Origin of the sequence: Defluviimonas sp. SAOS-178_SWC (genome assembly GCF_039830135.1) — a bacterium.
In the GTDB taxonomy this organism is placed as follows: Bacteria; Pseudomonadota; Alphaproteobacteria; order Rhodobacterales; family Rhodobacteraceae; genus Albidovulum.
This window is the reverse complement of record NZ_CP156081.1, coordinates 3299757-3316097: the sequence shown is the minus strand read 5'-3', so window position 1 is coordinate 3316097 and position 16341 is coordinate 3299757. Positions and strand designations below refer to the sequence as shown.

General features: G+C 60.0%; 15 protein-coding genes and 3 pseudogenes. 8 read left to right on the top strand and 10 right to left on the bottom strand.

What is annotated here, in order from left to right; translation table 11 throughout:
• Positions 1 to 2 precede the first annotated feature (2 nt).
• The 6 genes and pseudogenes from V5734_RS17100 to V5734_RS17075 all read left to right on the top strand — a co-directional run.
• The gene (locus V5734_RS17100; protein WP_347310817.1) at positions 3 to 755 is read left to right on the top strand and encodes an amino acid ABC transporter ATP-binding protein; all 753 of its coding nucleotides are present in this window, start codon (positions 3 to 5) and stop codon (positions 753 to 755) included.
• Between the two features lie 23 nt (positions 756 to 778).
• The gene (locus V5734_RS17095; RefSeq protein WP_347310816.1) at positions 779 to 2149 is read left to right on the top strand and encodes an amidase; all 1371 of its coding nucleotides are present in this window, start codon (positions 779 to 781) and stop codon (positions 2147 to 2149) included.
• 77 nt (positions 2150 to 2226) lie between these two features.
• The gene (locus V5734_RS17090) at positions 2227 to 3624 is read left to right on the top strand and encodes an aspartate ammonia-lyase (RefSeq protein ID WP_347310815.1); all 1398 of its coding nucleotides are present in this window, start codon (positions 2227 to 2229) and stop codon (positions 3622 to 3624) included.
• A gap of 306 nt (positions 3625 to 3930) precedes the next feature.
• Positions 3931 to 4146, top strand: coding sequence for a ParB N-terminal domain-containing protein (locus V5734_RS17085; protein WP_347310814.1), 216 nt, complete (start codon positions 3931 to 3933; stop codon positions 4144 to 4146).
• Between the two features lie 93 nt (positions 4147 to 4239).
• A pseudogene (locus V5734_RS17080) lies at positions 4240 to 4530 on the top strand (IS21 family transposase); the annotation flags it as partial.
• Positions 4527 to 4856 (top strand): annotated as a pseudogene (locus tag V5734_RS17075) (transposase); the annotation flags it as partial. The pseudogenes V5734_RS17080 and V5734_RS17075, both read left to right, overlap by 4 nt.
• A gap of 114 nt (positions 4857 to 4970) precedes the next feature.
• Here V5734_RS17075 and V5734_RS17070 read toward each other — a convergent pair.
• The 10 genes and pseudogenes from V5734_RS17070 to V5734_RS17025 form a co-directional block, all read right to left on the bottom strand.
• Entirely contained in the window at positions 4971 to 5732 is a 762-nt protein-coding gene (locus V5734_RS17070; RefSeq protein ID WP_347310813.1) for a BtpA/SgcQ family protein, read from the bottom strand.
• 69 nt (positions 5733 to 5801) lie between these two features.
• Entirely contained in the window at positions 5802 to 6887 is a 1086-nt protein-coding gene (locus V5734_RS17065) for an ABC transporter ATP-binding protein (RefSeq protein ID WP_347310812.1), read from the bottom strand.
• Positions 6880 to 7428: a hypothetical protein gene (locus V5734_RS17060; RefSeq protein WP_347310811.1), complete on the bottom strand. Its 549-nt coding sequence runs from the start codon at positions 7426 to 7428 to the stop codon at positions 6880 to 6882. The genes V5734_RS17065 and V5734_RS17060 overlap by 8 nt, the downstream gene beginning before the upstream one ends.
• Positions 7428 to 7880 (bottom strand): D-ribose pyranase, encoded by a 453-nt coding sequence (gene rbsD, locus V5734_RS17055; RefSeq protein ID WP_347310810.1) that lies wholly within the window; start codon positions 7878 to 7880, stop codon positions 7428 to 7430. The genes V5734_RS17060 and rbsD overlap by 1 nt, the downstream gene beginning before the upstream one ends.
• Before the next feature lie 52 nt (positions 7881 to 7932).
• Positions 7933 to 8742 carry an ABC transporter permease gene (locus V5734_RS17050; protein WP_347310809.1) on the bottom strand — a complete coding sequence of 270 codons (810 nt, stop codon included), beginning with the start codon at positions 8740 to 8742 and terminating at the stop codon, positions 7933 to 7935.
• 24 nt (positions 8743 to 8766) lie between these two features.
• Positions 8767 to 9984, bottom strand: a complete 1218-nt coding sequence (locus V5734_RS17045) for an ABC transporter permease (RefSeq protein ID WP_347310808.1) — start codon at positions 9982 to 9984, stop codon at positions 8767 to 8769.
• 60 nt (positions 9985 to 10044) lie between these two features.
• Positions 10045 to 11163: an extracellular solute-binding protein gene (locus V5734_RS17040; RefSeq protein WP_347310807.1), complete on the bottom strand. Its 1119-nt coding sequence runs from the start codon at positions 11161 to 11163 to the stop codon at positions 10045 to 10047.
• Between the two features lie 67 nt (positions 11164 to 11230).
• Positions 11231 to 12133: a carbohydrate kinase family protein gene (locus V5734_RS17035; RefSeq protein ID WP_347310806.1), complete on the bottom strand. Its 903-nt coding sequence runs from the start codon at positions 12131 to 12133 to the stop codon at positions 11231 to 11233.
• A gap of 499 nt (positions 12134 to 12632) precedes the next feature.
• The gene (locus V5734_RS17030) at positions 12633 to 13565 is read right to left on the bottom strand and encodes a LysR substrate-binding domain-containing protein (protein WP_347310805.1); all 933 of its coding nucleotides are present in this window, start codon (positions 13563 to 13565) and stop codon (positions 12633 to 12635) included.
• A gap of 37 nt (positions 13566 to 13602) precedes the next feature.
• Positions 13603 to 13720 (bottom strand): annotated as a pseudogene (locus V5734_RS17025) (IS3 family transposase); the annotation flags it as partial.
• A 321-nt stretch (positions 13721 to 14041) separates the two neighbouring features.
• Here V5734_RS17025 and V5734_RS17020 point away from each other — a divergent pair.
• Both V5734_RS17020 and V5734_RS17015 read left to right on the top strand, forming a co-directional pair.
• On the top strand, positions 14042 to 15397 hold the full coding sequence (locus tag V5734_RS17020; protein WP_347310804.1) for a site-specific DNA-methyltransferase: 1356 nt from the start codon (positions 14042 to 14044) through the stop codon (positions 15395 to 15397).
• A gap of 71 nt (positions 15398 to 15468) precedes the next feature.
• A complete protein-coding gene (locus V5734_RS17015; protein WP_347310803.1) occupies positions 15469 to 16269 on the top strand; it encodes a hypothetical protein in 801 nt (266 codons plus the stop codon).
• Positions 16270 to 16341 lie beyond the last annotated feature (72 nt).

Below are 16341 nucleotides of genomic sequence, written 5' to 3'. Positions count from 1 at the left end.
CAATGACCCGCAACGAACCAGAAGCAGCGATCCGTATCCGCGGCATGAACAAGTGGTATGGCGACTTCAACGTTCTGAAGAACGTCAATCTTGATGTCGCACCTGGTGAGAAGATCGTGATCTGCGGGCCCTCGGGGTCTGGAAAATCCACCTTGATCCGCTGCGTCAACCGGCTCGAAAAGCATCAGAGCGGCTCGATCACTGTGGACGGGATAGAGTTGACCGGCGACACCAAGAAGATCGCCTCGGTGCGGCGCGATGTCGGGATGGTGTTCCAGCAGTTCAACCTGTTTCCGCATCTGACCGTGCTTGAAAACTGCACGCTTGCGCCGACAACCACGCGAGGATTGTCGAGCGAGGACGCCAAGGCGCTGGCGATGCGATATCTCGAACGCGTCCGCATACCCGACCAGGCGCACAAGTACCCGATGCAGCTTTCCGGCGGGCAACAGCAGCGTGTTGCCATCGCCCGCAGCCTCTGCATGGAGCCGCGCATCATGCTGTTTGACGAGCCGACCTCGGCGCTCGACCCCGAGATGATCTCCGAGGTGCTCGACGTGATGGTCGATCTTGCCGGGACCGGCATGACGATGCTCTGCGTCACGCACGAGATGGGTTTCGCCCGCAGGGTGGCCGACCGCATCATCTTCATGGACGGCGGCGAGATCATTGAGGAAAATGCGCCCGAGGAGTTCTTCCGCAATCCCCGCACCGATCGCGCGAAGCTCTTTCTCAACCAGGTGCTGCAGCATTGAAATATGTAGTAGACGGCCCTCTCGTGGTTCCCGCCACCGGCTCGGGCAACCTCTGCGCGAAAAGCGCAGTGGAACTTGCGGAACTATTGCGCGCGGGGGAGCTTACTGCCGTCCAGTTGGTGGAGGCTCATCTGGACCGGATCGGTGCAGTGAACCGCCATGTGAATTCGCTGGTCACGATCGATGAGGCCGGGGCGCTGGCGCGGGCGCGGGAGCTGGACGTTATGGCCAAGGCGGGCCGTTTTGTCGGTCCAGTCCATGGTATCCCTCTGGTCGTCAAGGATACGTTTCCAACTGCAGGATTACGCACCACTTACTGCTCGCGACCCTTCGCGGATCATGTGCCGAAGCGCGACGCGGTCCATGTGGGGCGTCTGCGCGCAGCGGGCGCGATCATCATCGGCAAGACCAACGCGTCGGAGTTCGCGTATGGCGCGCAGACTACGAATCCGCTATTCGGAACGAGTCGAAATCCCTACGACCTTAGCCGGACCGTCTCTGGTTCATCGGGCGGCGCGGCTGCCGCGCTTTCCGCAGGGCTTTCGGTGTTGGCCGACGGTTCAGATCTTGGCGGATCCATCCGTGCACCGGCTGGCTTTACCGGTGTCGTTGGACTACGGCCGACCTCACGCATCGTGCCGCTTGAAGGCTCCGCGCTACCCTTCGATGGGCTGAATGTGCCCGGGCCGATGGCACGCACTGTCGGGGACGCGCGGCTGATGCTAAAGATCATGGCGGGTCCATCGCCAGAAGATCCCTTATCTCAAGGTGTTGCGTTGGACTGGGACAGGCGCCCGGCAGTTGACCTGTCGGGGCTGCGCATCGCCTGGTGCCTGACGCCTTCCGGCACGCCGGTTCATCCCGGAATCGCCGCCACGCTAGGACCCGCGCGCGACCTTTTGCAAGCGGCTGGCGGACGGGTTGAGGACGCCGACCCGGCAATCGGTGAGATGACCGCCGCGCAGCAGATATTCCGCGACTGGTCGGCCCGGCTGGAGTTGGGGCCTATCGGGAGGGAACGGCGTGACGAACTCGGGCTGGAGTTGCAGCGCACATTGAAGCGGGCGGACCGGCTGACGCAGGACGATCTTGCAGTTGCAGAGGGCATCCGGCGGCGCGCCTGGGACCGAATGTGCGAATTTTTCGAGCGCTACGACGTCATGGTCTGGCCGACCAATTGCCAGCCGGCCTATGCCGCCGACGCCGATGTCGCCGACCTCGGACTTGACGAAACCCCCGTGCTTGCGACTCCCGCTCTCGGCCTGCCGGTCGTGTCAATTCCGTTTGGTTCGACCCACGACGGCTTGCCGGTCGGCCTGCAACTGATTGGGCGGCGCTATGCGGACATCGACCTGCTTGCTGTCGCTGAATTTCTTGCCCACCGATCTGGGTGAGCGTCGCCCGCCTAAGATCGGGGTCCGCACCAACTCGTATCGCAGCGTTGCCCACCTTTGCAAAGGAGAGAGCGTCCATGCAAGTCACCACGCGCATCGAAGAAGACAGTTTGGGCCAGGTCGAACTGCCTGCGGATTGCCTGTGGGGGGTTCACACCCAGCGGGCGATCGAGAACTTTCCGATCACTGGCATTCCGCTCAATCTGTTTCCGGAATTCATCCGCGCACTCGCCTGGGTGAAAAAGGCCGCAGCACGCGCCAATTTCGACCTTGGTGTGCTCGCCCCGGCGAAGGCGTCCGCCATCGAGACGATCTGCGACGAGATCATCGCGGGCCGGCATCACGACGCTTTCCGCGTCGACATGATCCAAGGTGGCGCCGGCACTTCCACCAACATGAACGCCAACGAGGTGATTACCAATCTCGCGCTGATCCGCATGGGCCACGCGCCGGGAGACTACACGCATCTTCATCCCAATGACGACGTGAACCGCTCGCAATCGACGAACGACGTCTATCCCACAGCCATGCGGCTTGCAATCGTATCGCAATGCGCCGACTTTCAGGCGGCGCAGCGGCGGTTGGTCACCGCTTTCCAGGACCGCGCGGTTGTCTTCTCGGATATCCGCAAGATCGGCCGCACGCAGTTGCAGGACGCGGTCCCGATGACGCTCGGTCAGGAATTCGCGGGATTCGCCGCGACCATTCTTGAGGACATCGAGATCATTGGCCGGCTCTCGACGCTCCTGCTCGAGGTCAACCTCGGCGGCACCGCGATCGGCACCCGCGTGAACACGCCCGACGGATATGCCGAGCGTGCCGTGCAGGAACTGGCCCTTGTATCCGGCCTTGACGCGCGGCTTGCGAGCGACCTGATCGAGGCGTCTTCGGATGCTGGCGCCTATGTGACCTTCTCGGGCGTCCTGAAACGGATCGCGGTGAAGCTGTCGAAAATCTGCAACGACCTCCGGCTTCTGGCCTCTGGTCCACGCTCGGGCTTCAACGAGATTCGATTGCCGGCGGTTCAGGCGGGGTCGTCGATCATGCCCGGCAAGGTGAACCCGGTGATTCCGGAAGTCGTCAATCAGGTGGCATTTCAGGTGATCGGCAACGATCTGACAGTGACACTTGCCGCCGAGGCGGGACAGCTACAGCTCAACGCATTCGAGCCGGTGATTGTTCTTAACGTGCTGCAAAGCATGCGCATGCTCATCCGCGCGATGGACACGCTCGCCGAACGCTGCGTTGCCGGGATCGAGGCGAATGCAGAACAATGCGAGAGCGTCCTCGAGAACAGCCTTGTTTTGGCGACGATGCTGGTTCCCCATATCGGCTACGCGCGGGCGGCGAAGGTGGCCAAGATCGCGATGGAGGAGGGGGCGTCGATCGTGGCTACGGCGGTCAGCCTCGGCTTCGGCAGCGCGCCGGAAATAGACGCGATGATCTTCCAATCCCCCTCGAGTCGTACCCAATAGAGGAGTCCCGTTGGGGTGGGCGCGCGGCTTGCTTCTGGTGGTGGTCCGGAGGATAGAGGTGGTTCGGTTGATCTGAACAGTTTCCGGGGTCTGTTGCCGGACGGTGGTAAATCCTACGCTAAGCCCTTTCGGCCACCTATATTCGCCAGTGAGCAAAATATGTGCCCACCCGAGGGGCGAGATGTGGGCTGGGGGGAGTTCGTACAACCTCTGGTGGCTGGACGCATGGCTTTGTCAATGCTTAGACTCCCTTCACGGCCGGGCTAAACGGTTTGCCCCCGGGCCAGAGCGCAGGTAGAACAGGCCATGTTGAACGCCCCCGACGACACTACCACACCGTTGCCCCCAAGCATCCGGATGCGGCAGGTGAGCACACTTTCTCCAAATGCCGGGAATGCGCGCACGCATTCGCGCCGTCAGATCCGTCAGATCGCCGACAGCATCACCCGGTTCGGCTTCACCAATCCGGTCCTGATCGATGATGCTGGTGAGATCATTGCCGTGTTGATAGGCGTGGAGTAAGGACCCCTGTGTTGGGGTGATCGGCGTCCAAACGGGCCCCCCTGATACGGTGGTCCATGATGCTTCCGAGATCATTCGGGAGCAGTAGTTGGGATGCTGGTTGTGGAGACGATCGCGAAGATCCGGCGGACGCATTTTCAGCAGAAGAAGTCGATCAAGCAGATCTGCCGCGAACTGAAGGTCTCGCGGAAGGTCGTTCGCAAGGTGATCCGGTCGGGGAAGACCGAGTTCAGCTATGAACGTGCGGTTCATCCCCTGCCGAAGATCGGGCCGTGGCGGGATCGACCGGATCGCCTGCTCACTGAGAACGGCCGGCGTGCGAAGTGGGAACGGTTGACGTTGATCCGGATCTTCGAGGCGCTTCGCGGCCTTGGCTACGCCGGCCCGAGATCATGAATACCGATCAGGGCTCGCAGTTCACATCATTCGCCTGGACCGACCGGCTGACGCGGATCGGGACCCGGATCTCGATAGACGGCAAGGGGCGCTGCCTCGACAATGTCTTCATCGAGCGCATGTGGCGGTCCCTGAAATACGAGTGCTTCTATCTGCATGCCTGGGAGACCGGCTCACAGGCGAAGGCCGGCATCGGCCGATGGATCACCTTCTACAATCACCAGCGGTCTCATGCCGCGGATGGCGGACAGCCGCCCGCCGTGGTCTACTTCAACCAGATCGAATCCGACCAGCAGGCGCAGAGAGTGGCTTAAATCACTCCGGAAACTGTCCAAGGGATGGGGAGTAGCTCAAGACGTCGAATTGTGACCAGTAACAGCATTTCCACTATCTTTGCGAACTTCGAGCGTACGGCAATTACTTTTCTCTTAACAAATGCTTACATCGGCAGATAGGTCACGGGAAACTTCCATAAGGTCGGCGAGCTTTCTTTGGTCAAAGTTGTGGAAGTCTCCGGTCTGGTTGACGCCTGTGCCGACAATGAAACAATCTGCGAACCGGGCGAAGGCCCTAGCGTTCTCGCAAGTTATTCCGGAGGCAAGCGCGAGAGGAGCATCGCCGATGGCGTTACGAAAAATCTCGATTTTGCTAAGCTCCGGAGCATGACCGGTAGCAATTCCCGATGTCGTGACCACATCCATCCAGTCACGCGCGATCCTCGCGGATGTGGCGTAATGCTCCGGAGCAACATCCCGCTGCTTCTTGAAGCATGTGCCACCGAAATAGAGCCCCGTCCATCCACTGGCGCTGCTGACATTTGCGATCTCCCGGGCTTCATCCTGTTCAGTCGTAGGTTTCATCTCGTCGATCCGAGCATCGTCCGCCCAGTAGGCGTCCACCTTCGTGCCGGTCCGCTGCAACTCTCCCAGCACCGGAAACGCGTCTTTGCCTGTCACGGCAAGGAAGTTCACACCCAACCACAGGGTCGGAAACTGGCTACGGACCGACCGTATCAGCGGCACGAAGGCCTCCGCCGAAATATCGTGATTGATCAGTAGGATGCCGGGCGCCCCGACCTGTATCGCCAGACTGACATTTCGCGTGACTTGTGCCTCGTCCAGGACATGGACGACGGGAAGTATCACCGGGCCAGGTGACTTGAACAGTTTGTGAAATTCAATCCGGTTCACGGTTTTCTCTCCGGTTGCTATTCGTTTCAGGATGTCGGGACAGTAGGTGGGTGGTCGAAAGACTGGTCATTACCGCGTCACGACTCGTGAGGCTTCCAACGACCAGCCCACGACGGTGGTCTGGCCGGGCGCAGGCAGATTGTCGGCTTCGCCAAAGAAGTTGCGCTTGACTGTCACCTCGGGGTGGCCCGGTATCTCGACCTTCAACCGCGTGTGATCGCCAAGAAAAATTGCATCGCGGATATGTGCCAGATAGCTGTTGGAATGTGACTTGGCGGTTGTCCCTACATCGATCCGTTCGGGCCGCACATAAACCTGGACGGATTCGCCAACCGCCAGATCCTTGGAAGGATGGGCACGAATAAGCATGCTATTGCTGGTGCGAACCGCACACTCCGCTGCGTCGACCGCCTCGACAACGCCGGCAAAGCGGTTGTTCTCGCCAACGAATTCCGCGACGAAGCGGCTGTTCGGCGCGTTGTAGATTTCTTCCGGTGCCGAACATTGCAGGATTTTGCCCTGGTCGAACACTGCAACCCTGTCGGACATTGTCATTGCTTCACCCTGATCGTGGGTGACATACACCATGGTTATGCCAGTTTGCCGGTGCAACTGCTTCAACTCCAGTTGCATGTTCTCGCGCAGTTGTCGGTCGAGCGCGCCAAGCGGTTCGTCCAGAAGAACGAGGCTTGGATCGAAGACCAGCGCCCGGGCCAGTGCGACCCGTTGCTGCTGTCCTCCGGACAGCTCGGCGGGACGCCTGTCCACAAGAGCGTCAAGCTGAACCATCGCCAAGCTGGTGCGAACCCGGGCCGTGATCTCCGCGCCATGCATGCGGCGGGCCCTGAGTGGAAAGGAAACGTTCTCGCCGACGGTCATGTGTGGAAACAGCGCATAGTTCTGAAAGACCACGCCGATATTTCGGCGGTGCGGTGGAATTCCGACGATGGGTTTGCGGTCGAGATAGATATTGCCACTTGACGGCGATTGCAGGCCTGCCAGCATCATAAGTGTCGTCGTCTTGCCAGATCCGGACGGGCCCAGTAGTGATAGGAACTCGCCTCGCTTGATATCGAAGGTTAGGTCTTTAACGACCTTGACCCCGTCATAGTCCTTTGAGACATTTTCATAGCGTGCCACGATATCGTCACACATGGACCGGGTTCCTTTCATCCGCTTCGCCTGAATGCATCGGCCGGCAGACGATCTTCATTCCGTCTGCGAGGGCGACCCAGCCGCCACGGCCTTCGCTATCTTCGGCCTTGCGCCGCTCGGCTATGTAGAAATACGAGGCCGCTGCATCGCCGCCAAAGGCCGCCGCGTGCCATACCCCGGGCGCCATGACCAAAGCCGTGCCCGGCCGGATGAGCACGGCGCGCGCGGCCTCGGCTTTCGGCCGGTCAATGCCCGGCTTGGTTGAGGGCGCTATAACTTGGATGATCGGCCTTTCGACAGGGATGATGATTTCCGTTCCCGGCTCGCGTTCCATCTCGGCAATCACCGGCCAGCCCGGGGTGGCGCGGACAAATCCGGTCCACTGCCGGCCGTGGCTCAGTCCTGCAAGCCCTTCCCAGCATTGCCACCAGGGTCCGCCGCTGGTGGAGTCTATGGATGGGTCGGACATCAAGGCGGTGCCACAACCGGCCACGACGTCGGGCGACAACTCCTGCACCGCTATCGAATGCGCGCGCCCCATTATCCGGCCTTCCTCCCGGAATGTGAGCCGCCCGAGGGGGGTGTGAATGCCAGCCCGGCCACGATCACGAGATTGCAGTAGGGAATGCATTCTCCGGTTCGTACGATGCCTTTCGCACTGGTAGCATGATGCTTGAAGACGTCGTGTTCCTCATAGGCGACGACAATCTCGTCGGCGTTCTCCTGAGCTGCGATTACCTCGAGGATCACGTCGTGAACCTGCGGTCCGCAGGCGCGCATTTCGGCATCGATGATCACCTTTTCGATCATCAGCTCCGAAGCGATCACCGAGAACACCTCGTGCAGCCGTGGAATGCCGTGGGTCAGGCAGAGATCGATCTTTGCATTTTCCGGGATCGGCCAGCCGGCGTCGGTGACCATGATCTTGTCGGAATGACCGAGGCTGCCGATCAAGCCGGTCAACGGACCATTGAGCAATGTGCCCTTTCGCATTGCGCGTTCCTTTCTGACGCCGTGCCCCGTCCGGGACAGCGGGGCGCTGAGTTCACTTTTTCGGGGTTTCTACGGCGAGGCTGCGCCGTCGCAGTGTTTCGCCCAGAAGGATCACGATCAGCGCGAAACCGATCAGCATCGTCGCCACGGCAAGGATGGCGGGGCTCAGATGTTCGCGCAGACCGATAAGCATCTGGATCGGGATGGTCTTTTGCTTATAGGCGCCGATGAATTGGATAATCACGACCTCATCGAGCGAGGTGGCAAAGGCGAAGATGGCCCCTGCGATTATGGCCGGACGTACAAGAGGGAGGGTGACGTTCCGGAAAGTATAGATCGGGTTGGCACCGAGCGTGGAGGCCGCCGCGACAAGGTTCCAGTCGAAGCGTTCCATGCTGGCACGGATCGTGATAACGGCCACTGGTGCGGCCAGTACAGTGTGGGCGATGATGATGCCCGTATAGGTACCGATGAGCCGCAGGTCGCTGAATGCCGAGAACAGGCCGCCGGCGATTATGACAATCGGAACGACCTGCGGTAGTAGGATCATCATGGTCCAGAAGTTCTTGGCCGGGGTGCCGGCCCAGGTCAGTCCGATGGCTGCCAAGGTGCCACAGGCGGTCGCCAGCGCAGCTGCGCCAAACCCGATGATGAGGCTGTTCTTGACTGCCATTATCCAGTCGGGGCTCGACAGAACCTCCGCATACCATTTGGTGGAATAGCCCGCTGGATCGAGCGCCAGCATTTCGGGAGTGTAGTACATGTACTGCCCCGACGTGAACGACAGCGGAATGATCGCAAGGAGCGGTAGCGCCAAGAAACAGAAGCCGAGCGCGACCCAGATGCGAAGAATGATCTTCATATCGTGTTTTCCAGTTTCTGGGTGTCAGCTTTGGCGCTGTGCTATCGAGCGCAGCAGGAGCGCCGCAGCGGCGATGATGACCAGCAGAAGACCGGACAGAGCCGCTGCCAGGCCCCAGTTGAGCGACTTTGAGAAGTGATACGCGATCTGGTTGCCGATCAGGCTGCCGCCAGGGCCGCCAACGAGCTCAGGTGTCAGATAGAAGCCAAACGAGAACACGAAGATCAGGATGCTGCCTGCGATCACTCCGGGAAGCGTTTGCGGCAAATAGACCTGAAAGAACGCGCGCCCGGGGCTGGCGCCGAGGGTGAGCGCAGCACGAAACAGCGATGGAGAGACCCGGTTCATTACCGCATAGGTGGGCAAGACCGCAAAAGGCAACAGCACATAGGTCATGACCAGTATGGTCGCGAAGAGATTGTTGAACAACGCAGGCATCCGACCCTCGATCAACCCCGAAGCAGCAAGGGCGGTGGGAATAACGCCCGTCGTTTCCAGAAGGACCTGCCAACTGGTGATCCGAGCCAGGAGCGGCGTCCAGAACGGGAGCAGGACCATTCCCATGCCGAGCATGAAGGCGAAACCGCGGGCACGGGACAGGTAGAAGGCCAATGGATAGCCAATCAAAGTGCAGGCGCAGATCACGACCAATGCGACGAGGATCGTACGGAGCCAGAGACCTTGGAAGATGCGCTGCCGCTCTGGCTGCTGTTCGATCGAAGTCACCCGGGTCGGGTTGTCGGCGCGCAGATCAAGTGCATTGAGGTAGTGTTCGATCAGGAGCGGCTGAGACACCAGATAGATCGACCGCCAGGTCTCGAGGTCGCCCCAATCCTTGTGAAACGCGACAAAACCGTCGCGGGTCGGCGGGATTGAGTCGATCTTTGCCGAAGTGCGCCGCAGCAGGCTGATCATCCCGCCTTCGAAGAAATTCAACCGGGCCGCGAGTTTCGATGTCAATTCCGCATTGCCCCGGACGTCCTTGGCAATCGCTGCATAGGCATCGTCTGACGGCAGTTCCTCGCCCGACCAACCGGCAAGAGCAGCCGACGTATGTGACAGCCAACCCGCGGCTTCCGTGTTGTTTGCGCTGAGCGAGAGGAACCGAGAAAGCGGCAAAAGCAGGAACAGGATGATCACGAGAGAAAGCGGCGCGATCAGAGCCAGACCTACGACGGTCGAGCGTTCCAGCCTACGTCGGCCTCGTTGTTTCCCTGTCACGGGTGTGGCTGTCGATGTCATGGTGGAATGGCCCTATTCCTGAGTGGGATCGGGCCGGAATTATCCCGACCCGCAGGGAGCTTACAGCCCGGCTTTCCAAGCTTCCCAGCGTTGCGTGACTTCATCCTGGTGGTTCTGCCAGTAGTCGATGCCCATCTTCAGGAAGTTGTCCATGTTGGCGGGGTTTGTCGCTAGGAACGGGCCCACGTCGGTCTTGCCATCTTCAGACCAAGGCTCGTTTTGGAGGATCATCTGCACCGCAGAAGCGCGCCAGGGCGCGTAGGGGATGTAGCGCGCGGTCTCAGCGATCCGTTCCGGCGCTGTCGCGAAGCGAAGGAATGCCTTGGCCGCCTCAAGATTTGGTGTGCCCCTCACCACCACGAAGTTCTGGAAGTCCATGATTTGACCATCCCAGATGATTTCGATCGGCGCGTTCTCCTGCACGATAGCGTTGTAGAATCGACCGCTCCAGCCAGTCGATATGACCACCTCACCCTTGGCCAGAAGTTCCGGTGGCTCGGCGCCTCCGGTCCAGAAGATCAGCCCACCCTGAGGATCATTATACAGTGCTTCCAACTTGGCGAGCGCTTGATCGATCGCGGCGTCGCCACCTTCCTCAAGATAGGAATATATGTTCTCGGTCGGGACTCCATCGGCCATCAACGCCAGTTCGATCGCCTGGACAGGGCTGTTCCAGATGCCACGTGGGCCAGGAAATTTTCCCGTATCGAAATAGTCGGCCACCACCTCTGGCTGCGCGTCTCCGAAAGCGTTCTTGTTGTAGCCCCAAGACCAAGCGTAGATCACCGTCCCAACCGAACATTCATTGGTACGCTCGACCTGGTAGTCACTGACCGTCGATCCGTCCGGAGCAGGGGCGGTAACCTCTTCCAAGTCGATCTTTTCGAAGATCCCCTCAAGACAGCCGGTATTGGCTTCGGCGCTGTTTACGTCGACCACGTCCCAGATCACGTTGCCAGTATCGACCTGCGTGCGGATCTCCCCGAGCCCTCCGGAGTAGACGTTCCAATTGATACTGTTACCGAGCGCCTCGAAGGCGTTCCCGTAGCCCAACTCCTGGCTACGTTGATAGGCGCCACCAACCGAGGTAACATTAACCTCATAGCTTTCGGCATGAGCCGATGACGCGATTGCCGTGGCGGCCGTGATGTGCAGAAGCATTCTCAGTTCAGGTCTCATTGTAGTTCCTCCTTGTTGTGCACTACGTGGTCTTGCTCTGGTTCTGCGACGGCCGCACCCCAACAGGCTATGAAGCTTTGCGGGACTCGTGATCGGCAAGAAATTGTTCAACGGCAGGGATCGCGACGTGTCCGCTGCGCGGACCCACGATTGTCGTCGATCTTGCGGCAGCTGCATTGGCGAACTTTGCGGCGCGTTCGATCGACCAGCCGGCCGCTCTGCAAAATAGATAGGTGGCGTTGAAAGTGTCGCCTGCCCCAAGAGGATCGATGGACCTGACCGGGATACCCCCAACTTGGACGACACCGTCCATCGTCGTGACCCTGCAGCCGTCCTTGCCCAAAGTGGTTACGATCTCTCCGTTGGTTGCTGTCAGGATGTCTGTGAAGATCGCTTCCTGTGATCTCTTCTCGCAAAGCTTCGCCAAGCTTTCCTCGTTGAACGACAAGAAGTCGGCCATGGTGAAGGCCCACCAGCTGTGTTCCGTCGATAAGAAGGATTCGGCCTCTACATCTATGAACAGCTTGGTACCACCAGCCCGCGCCTCGATCATTAGATCGGCAATACCCACGATGCGCGTCAGATGGGCAATCGTGCTGTAGATGAATCTTGCCCCCAGCAGCGCGTTCCGTTCGTCGGTGTTCAGTTCGAAGTGATAGCCTGGGTCAACAATAATCAGCGTCTTCTCGTTCGGGTTTTCCTGGCTGAGGATGTTGTAGGCCGCCGAGTTTCGGAACGACGCGGATCGCCGGATCATCCGGGTATCGACTCCCGCCGCCTGCAACTCCCGAAGGATCGGATCCGCATCGGTATTGTCCTGCAGCGGCCCCATCATCAAGGGAGGTGTTCCGTAACCGGCAAAGATCGCGGCTGCGTTAGGGATCATGCCGCCATAGACGCGCCCCATGGGCTCTGCGTTGACCTTCTGTCCCTCTTCGGGCCAACGGCGGCATTGCAGATAGCAATCCACGGCATGGCTCCCGAAGAAGACGAATTGGCCGATTGTCGTGTTAGTATCGGGCTTTATGGCTTGTCCTCCCCGAGCCTGACTTTTGATGAGCCGGTTTCATTCTGCAGGGCACATTTCGCACAGAACCTTCGATCCGCAAGCGCGAACTCTTTACGGCATCCGTAAGTAAATTTAACGTCACGCGATCAAAATCGATGCATTGCGTTAGAATCCTTGTGCCGAAGGAACAGGACCCTAAAATGGATCTACGGAACGAAAATCATGCAAGACCGCCAACGCCGAACCACCGATGCCGGTTCATCTGACGTCTGAGCGTGAAAACCGGCCGGTTGGACCCGCGAACTGCAGCCATTTGCGGCAAGGGGTTCGACGTGGGCGATACGGCCACGTGCCGTGTGCAGAAATTGCCTGCCGGTTGGTTCAGTCGAGCATCGCCACCCGGTCAGCAAAAGGTTAGGCGCCTTTCGTTTTCCGCGATGGCCGGGATTGCCCTAGGTATTCAAGGGAGCTCGCCTTGGCAGGCCCCAGTTCTTTCCAGTTGGAGGCGCTCTCTAAGCCAGTTTCGGAAGCTCCGCACCGCCGGTCGGTTTTGTGCCGCTTCGAGATAGAAGAGCGCCAACAGTTTGTTCGCGCGGCAACGATGGTCCAGCAAGCGCAGCAAACGCCCCTCGGCGACATCCGTTTCCACGAGAGTGCGCATGGCGATTCCGATTCCCTGACCCTTTGCGACTGCCTCGAGCATCATGTATCCGCGGGAGAATGCTAGCGATCTCCGGCCGCCAATCCTTGGCAGGTTGGCACTAGCCGCCCACTCATCCCAGTTGGCGCCAAAGTCCAGCCCTTCCAGCGTAGTGTGTAGGATCGGATACAGTTCGAAATCGGAAGCGGACTTTATCGGTGCGTTGCCTTGCAGGAGCGATGGCGCGCACACCGGCCACAACTCGTCTTGAAGGAGTATCTCCTGAACGATATCGCCCTGTTTTTCTCGCGCAAAGCTGATCGCGATATCGACGCCCTCCTCCAACACATCGTCGAGGCTCACATAGGAAAGTAACGTGACGTCAAGATTTGGGTACTGATCCGTGAAGTCGCGGATCCGTGTCGACAACCATTTCGCGCCAAAGGTTGGCAGTGATCCAATTACAAGTTTGCCTGAGACATCGCCGGATCTGATTGTATCCAGCGTATCCTCGAGTTCCAGAAGCAGGCGGCGCACGGCCCCCAACAGAATTTCACCTTCGCGTGAAAGCAGAAGCTTGTTGTTGATCCTATGAAAGAGTCGCACGTCAATCTCGTGCTCGAACTTACTGATCTGCTGGCTGACGGCGCTGCGGGTCAAGAAAAGCTCGTCCGCCGCCTTGGTAAAACTCAGATATCGCGCGGTCGCCTCAAAGGCGCGCAGGGCGGTCAGCGAGTGTTTTAGGAGTGTCATGAGCCTTGGGCCTGCTGCCGGTTTCGTTGGCGCGACGTTACGCTAACATAGCTTGTTCCTCGAACTCCACGGGGCTGAGATAGCCCAGCAGCCGAGTGCCTTCGCGGATGGTTGTAGAAGCGCTCGATGTAATGGAACATATCGGCCCTGGCAGCAGGCCAGACGGACATAGCGTGAAGTTCGCGCCGCTCAAGTCGAACTTTGGACCATTGGCGTCACGGCTCACGAAATCGTGATAATCGAGACTCGAACGGCCGCAAATCAGTTAACGGGGTATTCAAATGCCATTAAACACCCCTTTAAACGGCAGGTCTTCAAAAATATCTGCATAAGGTTGAATTCTAGCGAAATTGTGCGACCTGAGGGTGAGTATTCACAACTTCTGGTAGCTGGACGCATGGCTTTGTCAATGCTTAGACTCGCTTCACGGCCGGGCCAAACGGTTTGCCCCGGCCAGAGCGTAGGAAGAACAGGCCATGTTGAACGCCCCCGACGGCACCACCACACAGTTGCCTCCTAGCATCAGAATGCGGCAGGTTAGTACGCTTTCTCCATATGCCGGGAATGCGCGCACGCATTCGCGCCGTCAGATCCGGCAGATCGCCGACAGCATCACCCGGTTCGGCTTCACCAATCCGGTCCTGATCGATGATGCCGGCGGGATCATTGCCGGTCATGGCAGGGTCGCAGCCGCGAAAGTCCTGGGACTTTCGGAGGTGCCGACGATCGCCTTGTCACATCTGAGCCAGGAGGAACGGCGCGCCTACGTGCTTGCGGACAACAAGCTGGCGGAGAACGCAGGCTGGGACCGGGATACGCTGGCGATCGAGCTGCAGGGACTGATCGACATCGGCTTCGATCTGGAAGTGACCGGGTTCTCGCTGGCGGAAATCGACCTCACGCTCGATGCGGCGCGGAGCAAGGGCATGGAAAGCTCTGGACGGGAGGATCTGGTTCCGCTGCACCGGGACGGCCCCGTGGTGACGCGCCCTGGCGATCTCTGGCAGCTTGGTGACCATGTCCTGATCTGCGGCGACGCCCGTGATCCCGAGGCGATCGACCGTCTGGCCGGAGGGCAGCCGATCGACCTGATCTTCACCGATCCCCCCTACAACGTGCCGATCGACGGCCATGTCTCGGGGCTCGGACGGGTGAGGCATCGTGAGTTTGCCTTTGCCTCCGGCGAAATGAGCCCTGCGGCCTTTGTGACCTTTCTGGAGGCGTCGCTTGGCAATGCGGCGCGGATTGCACGCGACGGCGCCATCGCATTTGTTTGTATGGATTGGCGCCATATGGGTGAATTGCTTGCGGCTGGGAGTGCCGTGTTCAGCGAGCTGAAGAACCTCTGCGTCTGGAACAAGACGAATGCTGGCATGGGGACGTTCTATCGCTCCAAGCACGAGCTCGTCTTCGTGTTCAAGGTGGGGACGGGAGCGCATACGAACAGTTTCGGTCTCGGGGACACAGGGCGATACCGCACCAATGTCTGGGACTATGCCGGGGTCAACGTGCCGGGGCGGGCCGCGGAAGAGGCGCTCGCCATGCATCCGACCGTCAAGCCCGTTGCGCTTGTCGCCGATGCGATCCGGGACTGTTCGCGTCGTGGCGAGGTGGTCCTTGACCCGTTTGCGGGTTCCGGCTCGACGCTCATTGCTGCTGAAAGTTGTGGGCGCCGTGCCCGGTTGGTCGAATGCGATCCGCAGTACTGTGACGTGACCCTTCGACGCTGGCAGGCCTATTCCGGTCGCCCGGCGGTGCGGGCCGCAGACGGCGCACGCTTCGATGACGCCGAGGTTGGCGTGTCTCCGGCCATCGAGAAGGTCACGCAATGAGCGAACGGCGAAACGGGAATCGGGGGCAGGGGCCCGCGACACCTGCGACTCTGACCGAGCTGGAGCGCGCAATGCTCGCGGAGGCGCGGCGGGTCGTGAGCGTGCGCGACGGTGACGGGACCCAAGAGATGAGCGTCTATGAGGTTCTCGTGCGCAAGCTCATGGAGACATCGATCAAGGGGAGCCCCTATGCTCAGCGCGTCGCGTTCCAGACCCTGAAGGAAGCAATAGCCAACGAAACCCAAGTCAAGGCGGACACTGCGGCCCTCTGGCGAGGCTACCAGCGAAAGGCAAGGCGCGTCATTGCCGCGGGCGAGAAACAAGGAAAGCCACCGCCCGAGATTCTTCCGCACCCTGATGACATCGTCATTGATGGCGCGAACACGGTCACATTCGACGGACCGCTCACCGCTGAGGAAGCCAGTGCCTTTGATCACATTGCCGGGCAGCGCGACGCGTTCATGCGGCAGCATGTGCTCGACGCGCGCCGTGCGCGGCGCAAGGGGGAGGCGATAACCGGGATACAGCCCTCCTGCGCCTATCTGATGGCAGTCATGGCGAACCGCGTACTGCCTAAGCGGCTGCAGCTCGATGAACAGGAAATGATCGCGCTGCATTACCGGTTCCGCACGCAGACCCAGCGGCAGCTCCTGAGGGACAACCACCGCGCCTGGACGAAGCTCAGGTTTCCGAGCCAGCGCGACGCGGTCTCGCCAAGTGTGGATGCGCTTGAAAGCATTTTGCCCGCACTGGCGCTAATCGTGCAGGACCTGGAGGCGACACCGGGCGGGGACCGGGACATCGAGGACGCATTGACGCGCGTGGTTCGTGTTGCGGCGAGCCGAGCGCCGTGTCGCTTGGTGGACCGCTGATGCGTCCGCAGGAAACGCGATGTCTCGATTGGCCCGGCAAATCCGCCGCAAACGGGAGCCGCCATCCGGCAT

Excerpts from the sequence above, each read along its gene's own strand:
- V5734_RS17100 (WP_347310817.1), top strand. The coding sequence starts at position 3 with ATGACCCGCAACGAACCAGAAGCAGCGATCCGTATCCGCGGCATGAAC.
- V5734_RS17090 (WP_347310815.1), top strand. The coding sequence starts at position 2,227 with ATGCAAGTCACCACGCGCATCGAAGAAGACAGTTTGGGCCAGGTCGAA.
- V5734_RS17085 (WP_347310814.1), top strand. The coding sequence starts at position 3,931 with ATGTTGAACGCCCCCGACGACACTACCACACCGTTGCCCCCAAGCATC.
- V5734_RS17065 (WP_347310812.1), bottom strand. The coding sequence starts at position 6,887 with ATGTGTGACGATATCGTGGCACGCTATGAAAATGTCTCAAAGGACTAT.
- V5734_RS17060 (WP_347310811.1), bottom strand. The coding sequence starts at position 7,428 with ATGGGGCGCGCGCATTCGATAGCGGTGCAGGAGTTGTCGCCCGACGTC.
- rbsD (WP_347310810.1), bottom strand. The coding sequence starts at position 7,880 with ATGCGAAAGGGCACATTGCTCAATGGTCCGTTGACCGGCTTGATCGGC.
- V5734_RS17050 (WP_347310809.1), bottom strand. The coding sequence starts at position 8,742 with ATGAAGATCATTCTTCGCATCTGGGTCGCGCTCGGCTTCTGTTTCTTG.
- V5734_RS17045 (WP_347310808.1), bottom strand. The coding sequence starts at position 9,984 with ATGACATCGACAGCCACACCCGTGACAGGGAAACAACGAGGCCGACGT.
- V5734_RS17040 (WP_347310807.1), bottom strand. The coding sequence starts at position 11,163 with ATGAGACCTGAACTGAGAATGCTTCTGCACATCACGGCCGCCACGGCA.
- V5734_RS17030 (WP_347310805.1), bottom strand. The coding sequence starts at position 13,565 with ATGACACTCCTAAAACACTCGCTGACCGCCCTGCGCGCCTTTGAGGCG.
- V5734_RS17020 (WP_347310804.1), top strand. The coding sequence starts at position 14,042 with ATGTTGAACGCCCCCGACGGCACCACCACACAGTTGCCTCCTAGCATC.
- V5734_RS17015 (WP_347310803.1), top strand. The coding sequence starts at position 15,469 with ATGCTCGCGGAGGCGCGGCGGGTCGTGAGCGTGCGCGACGGTGACGGG.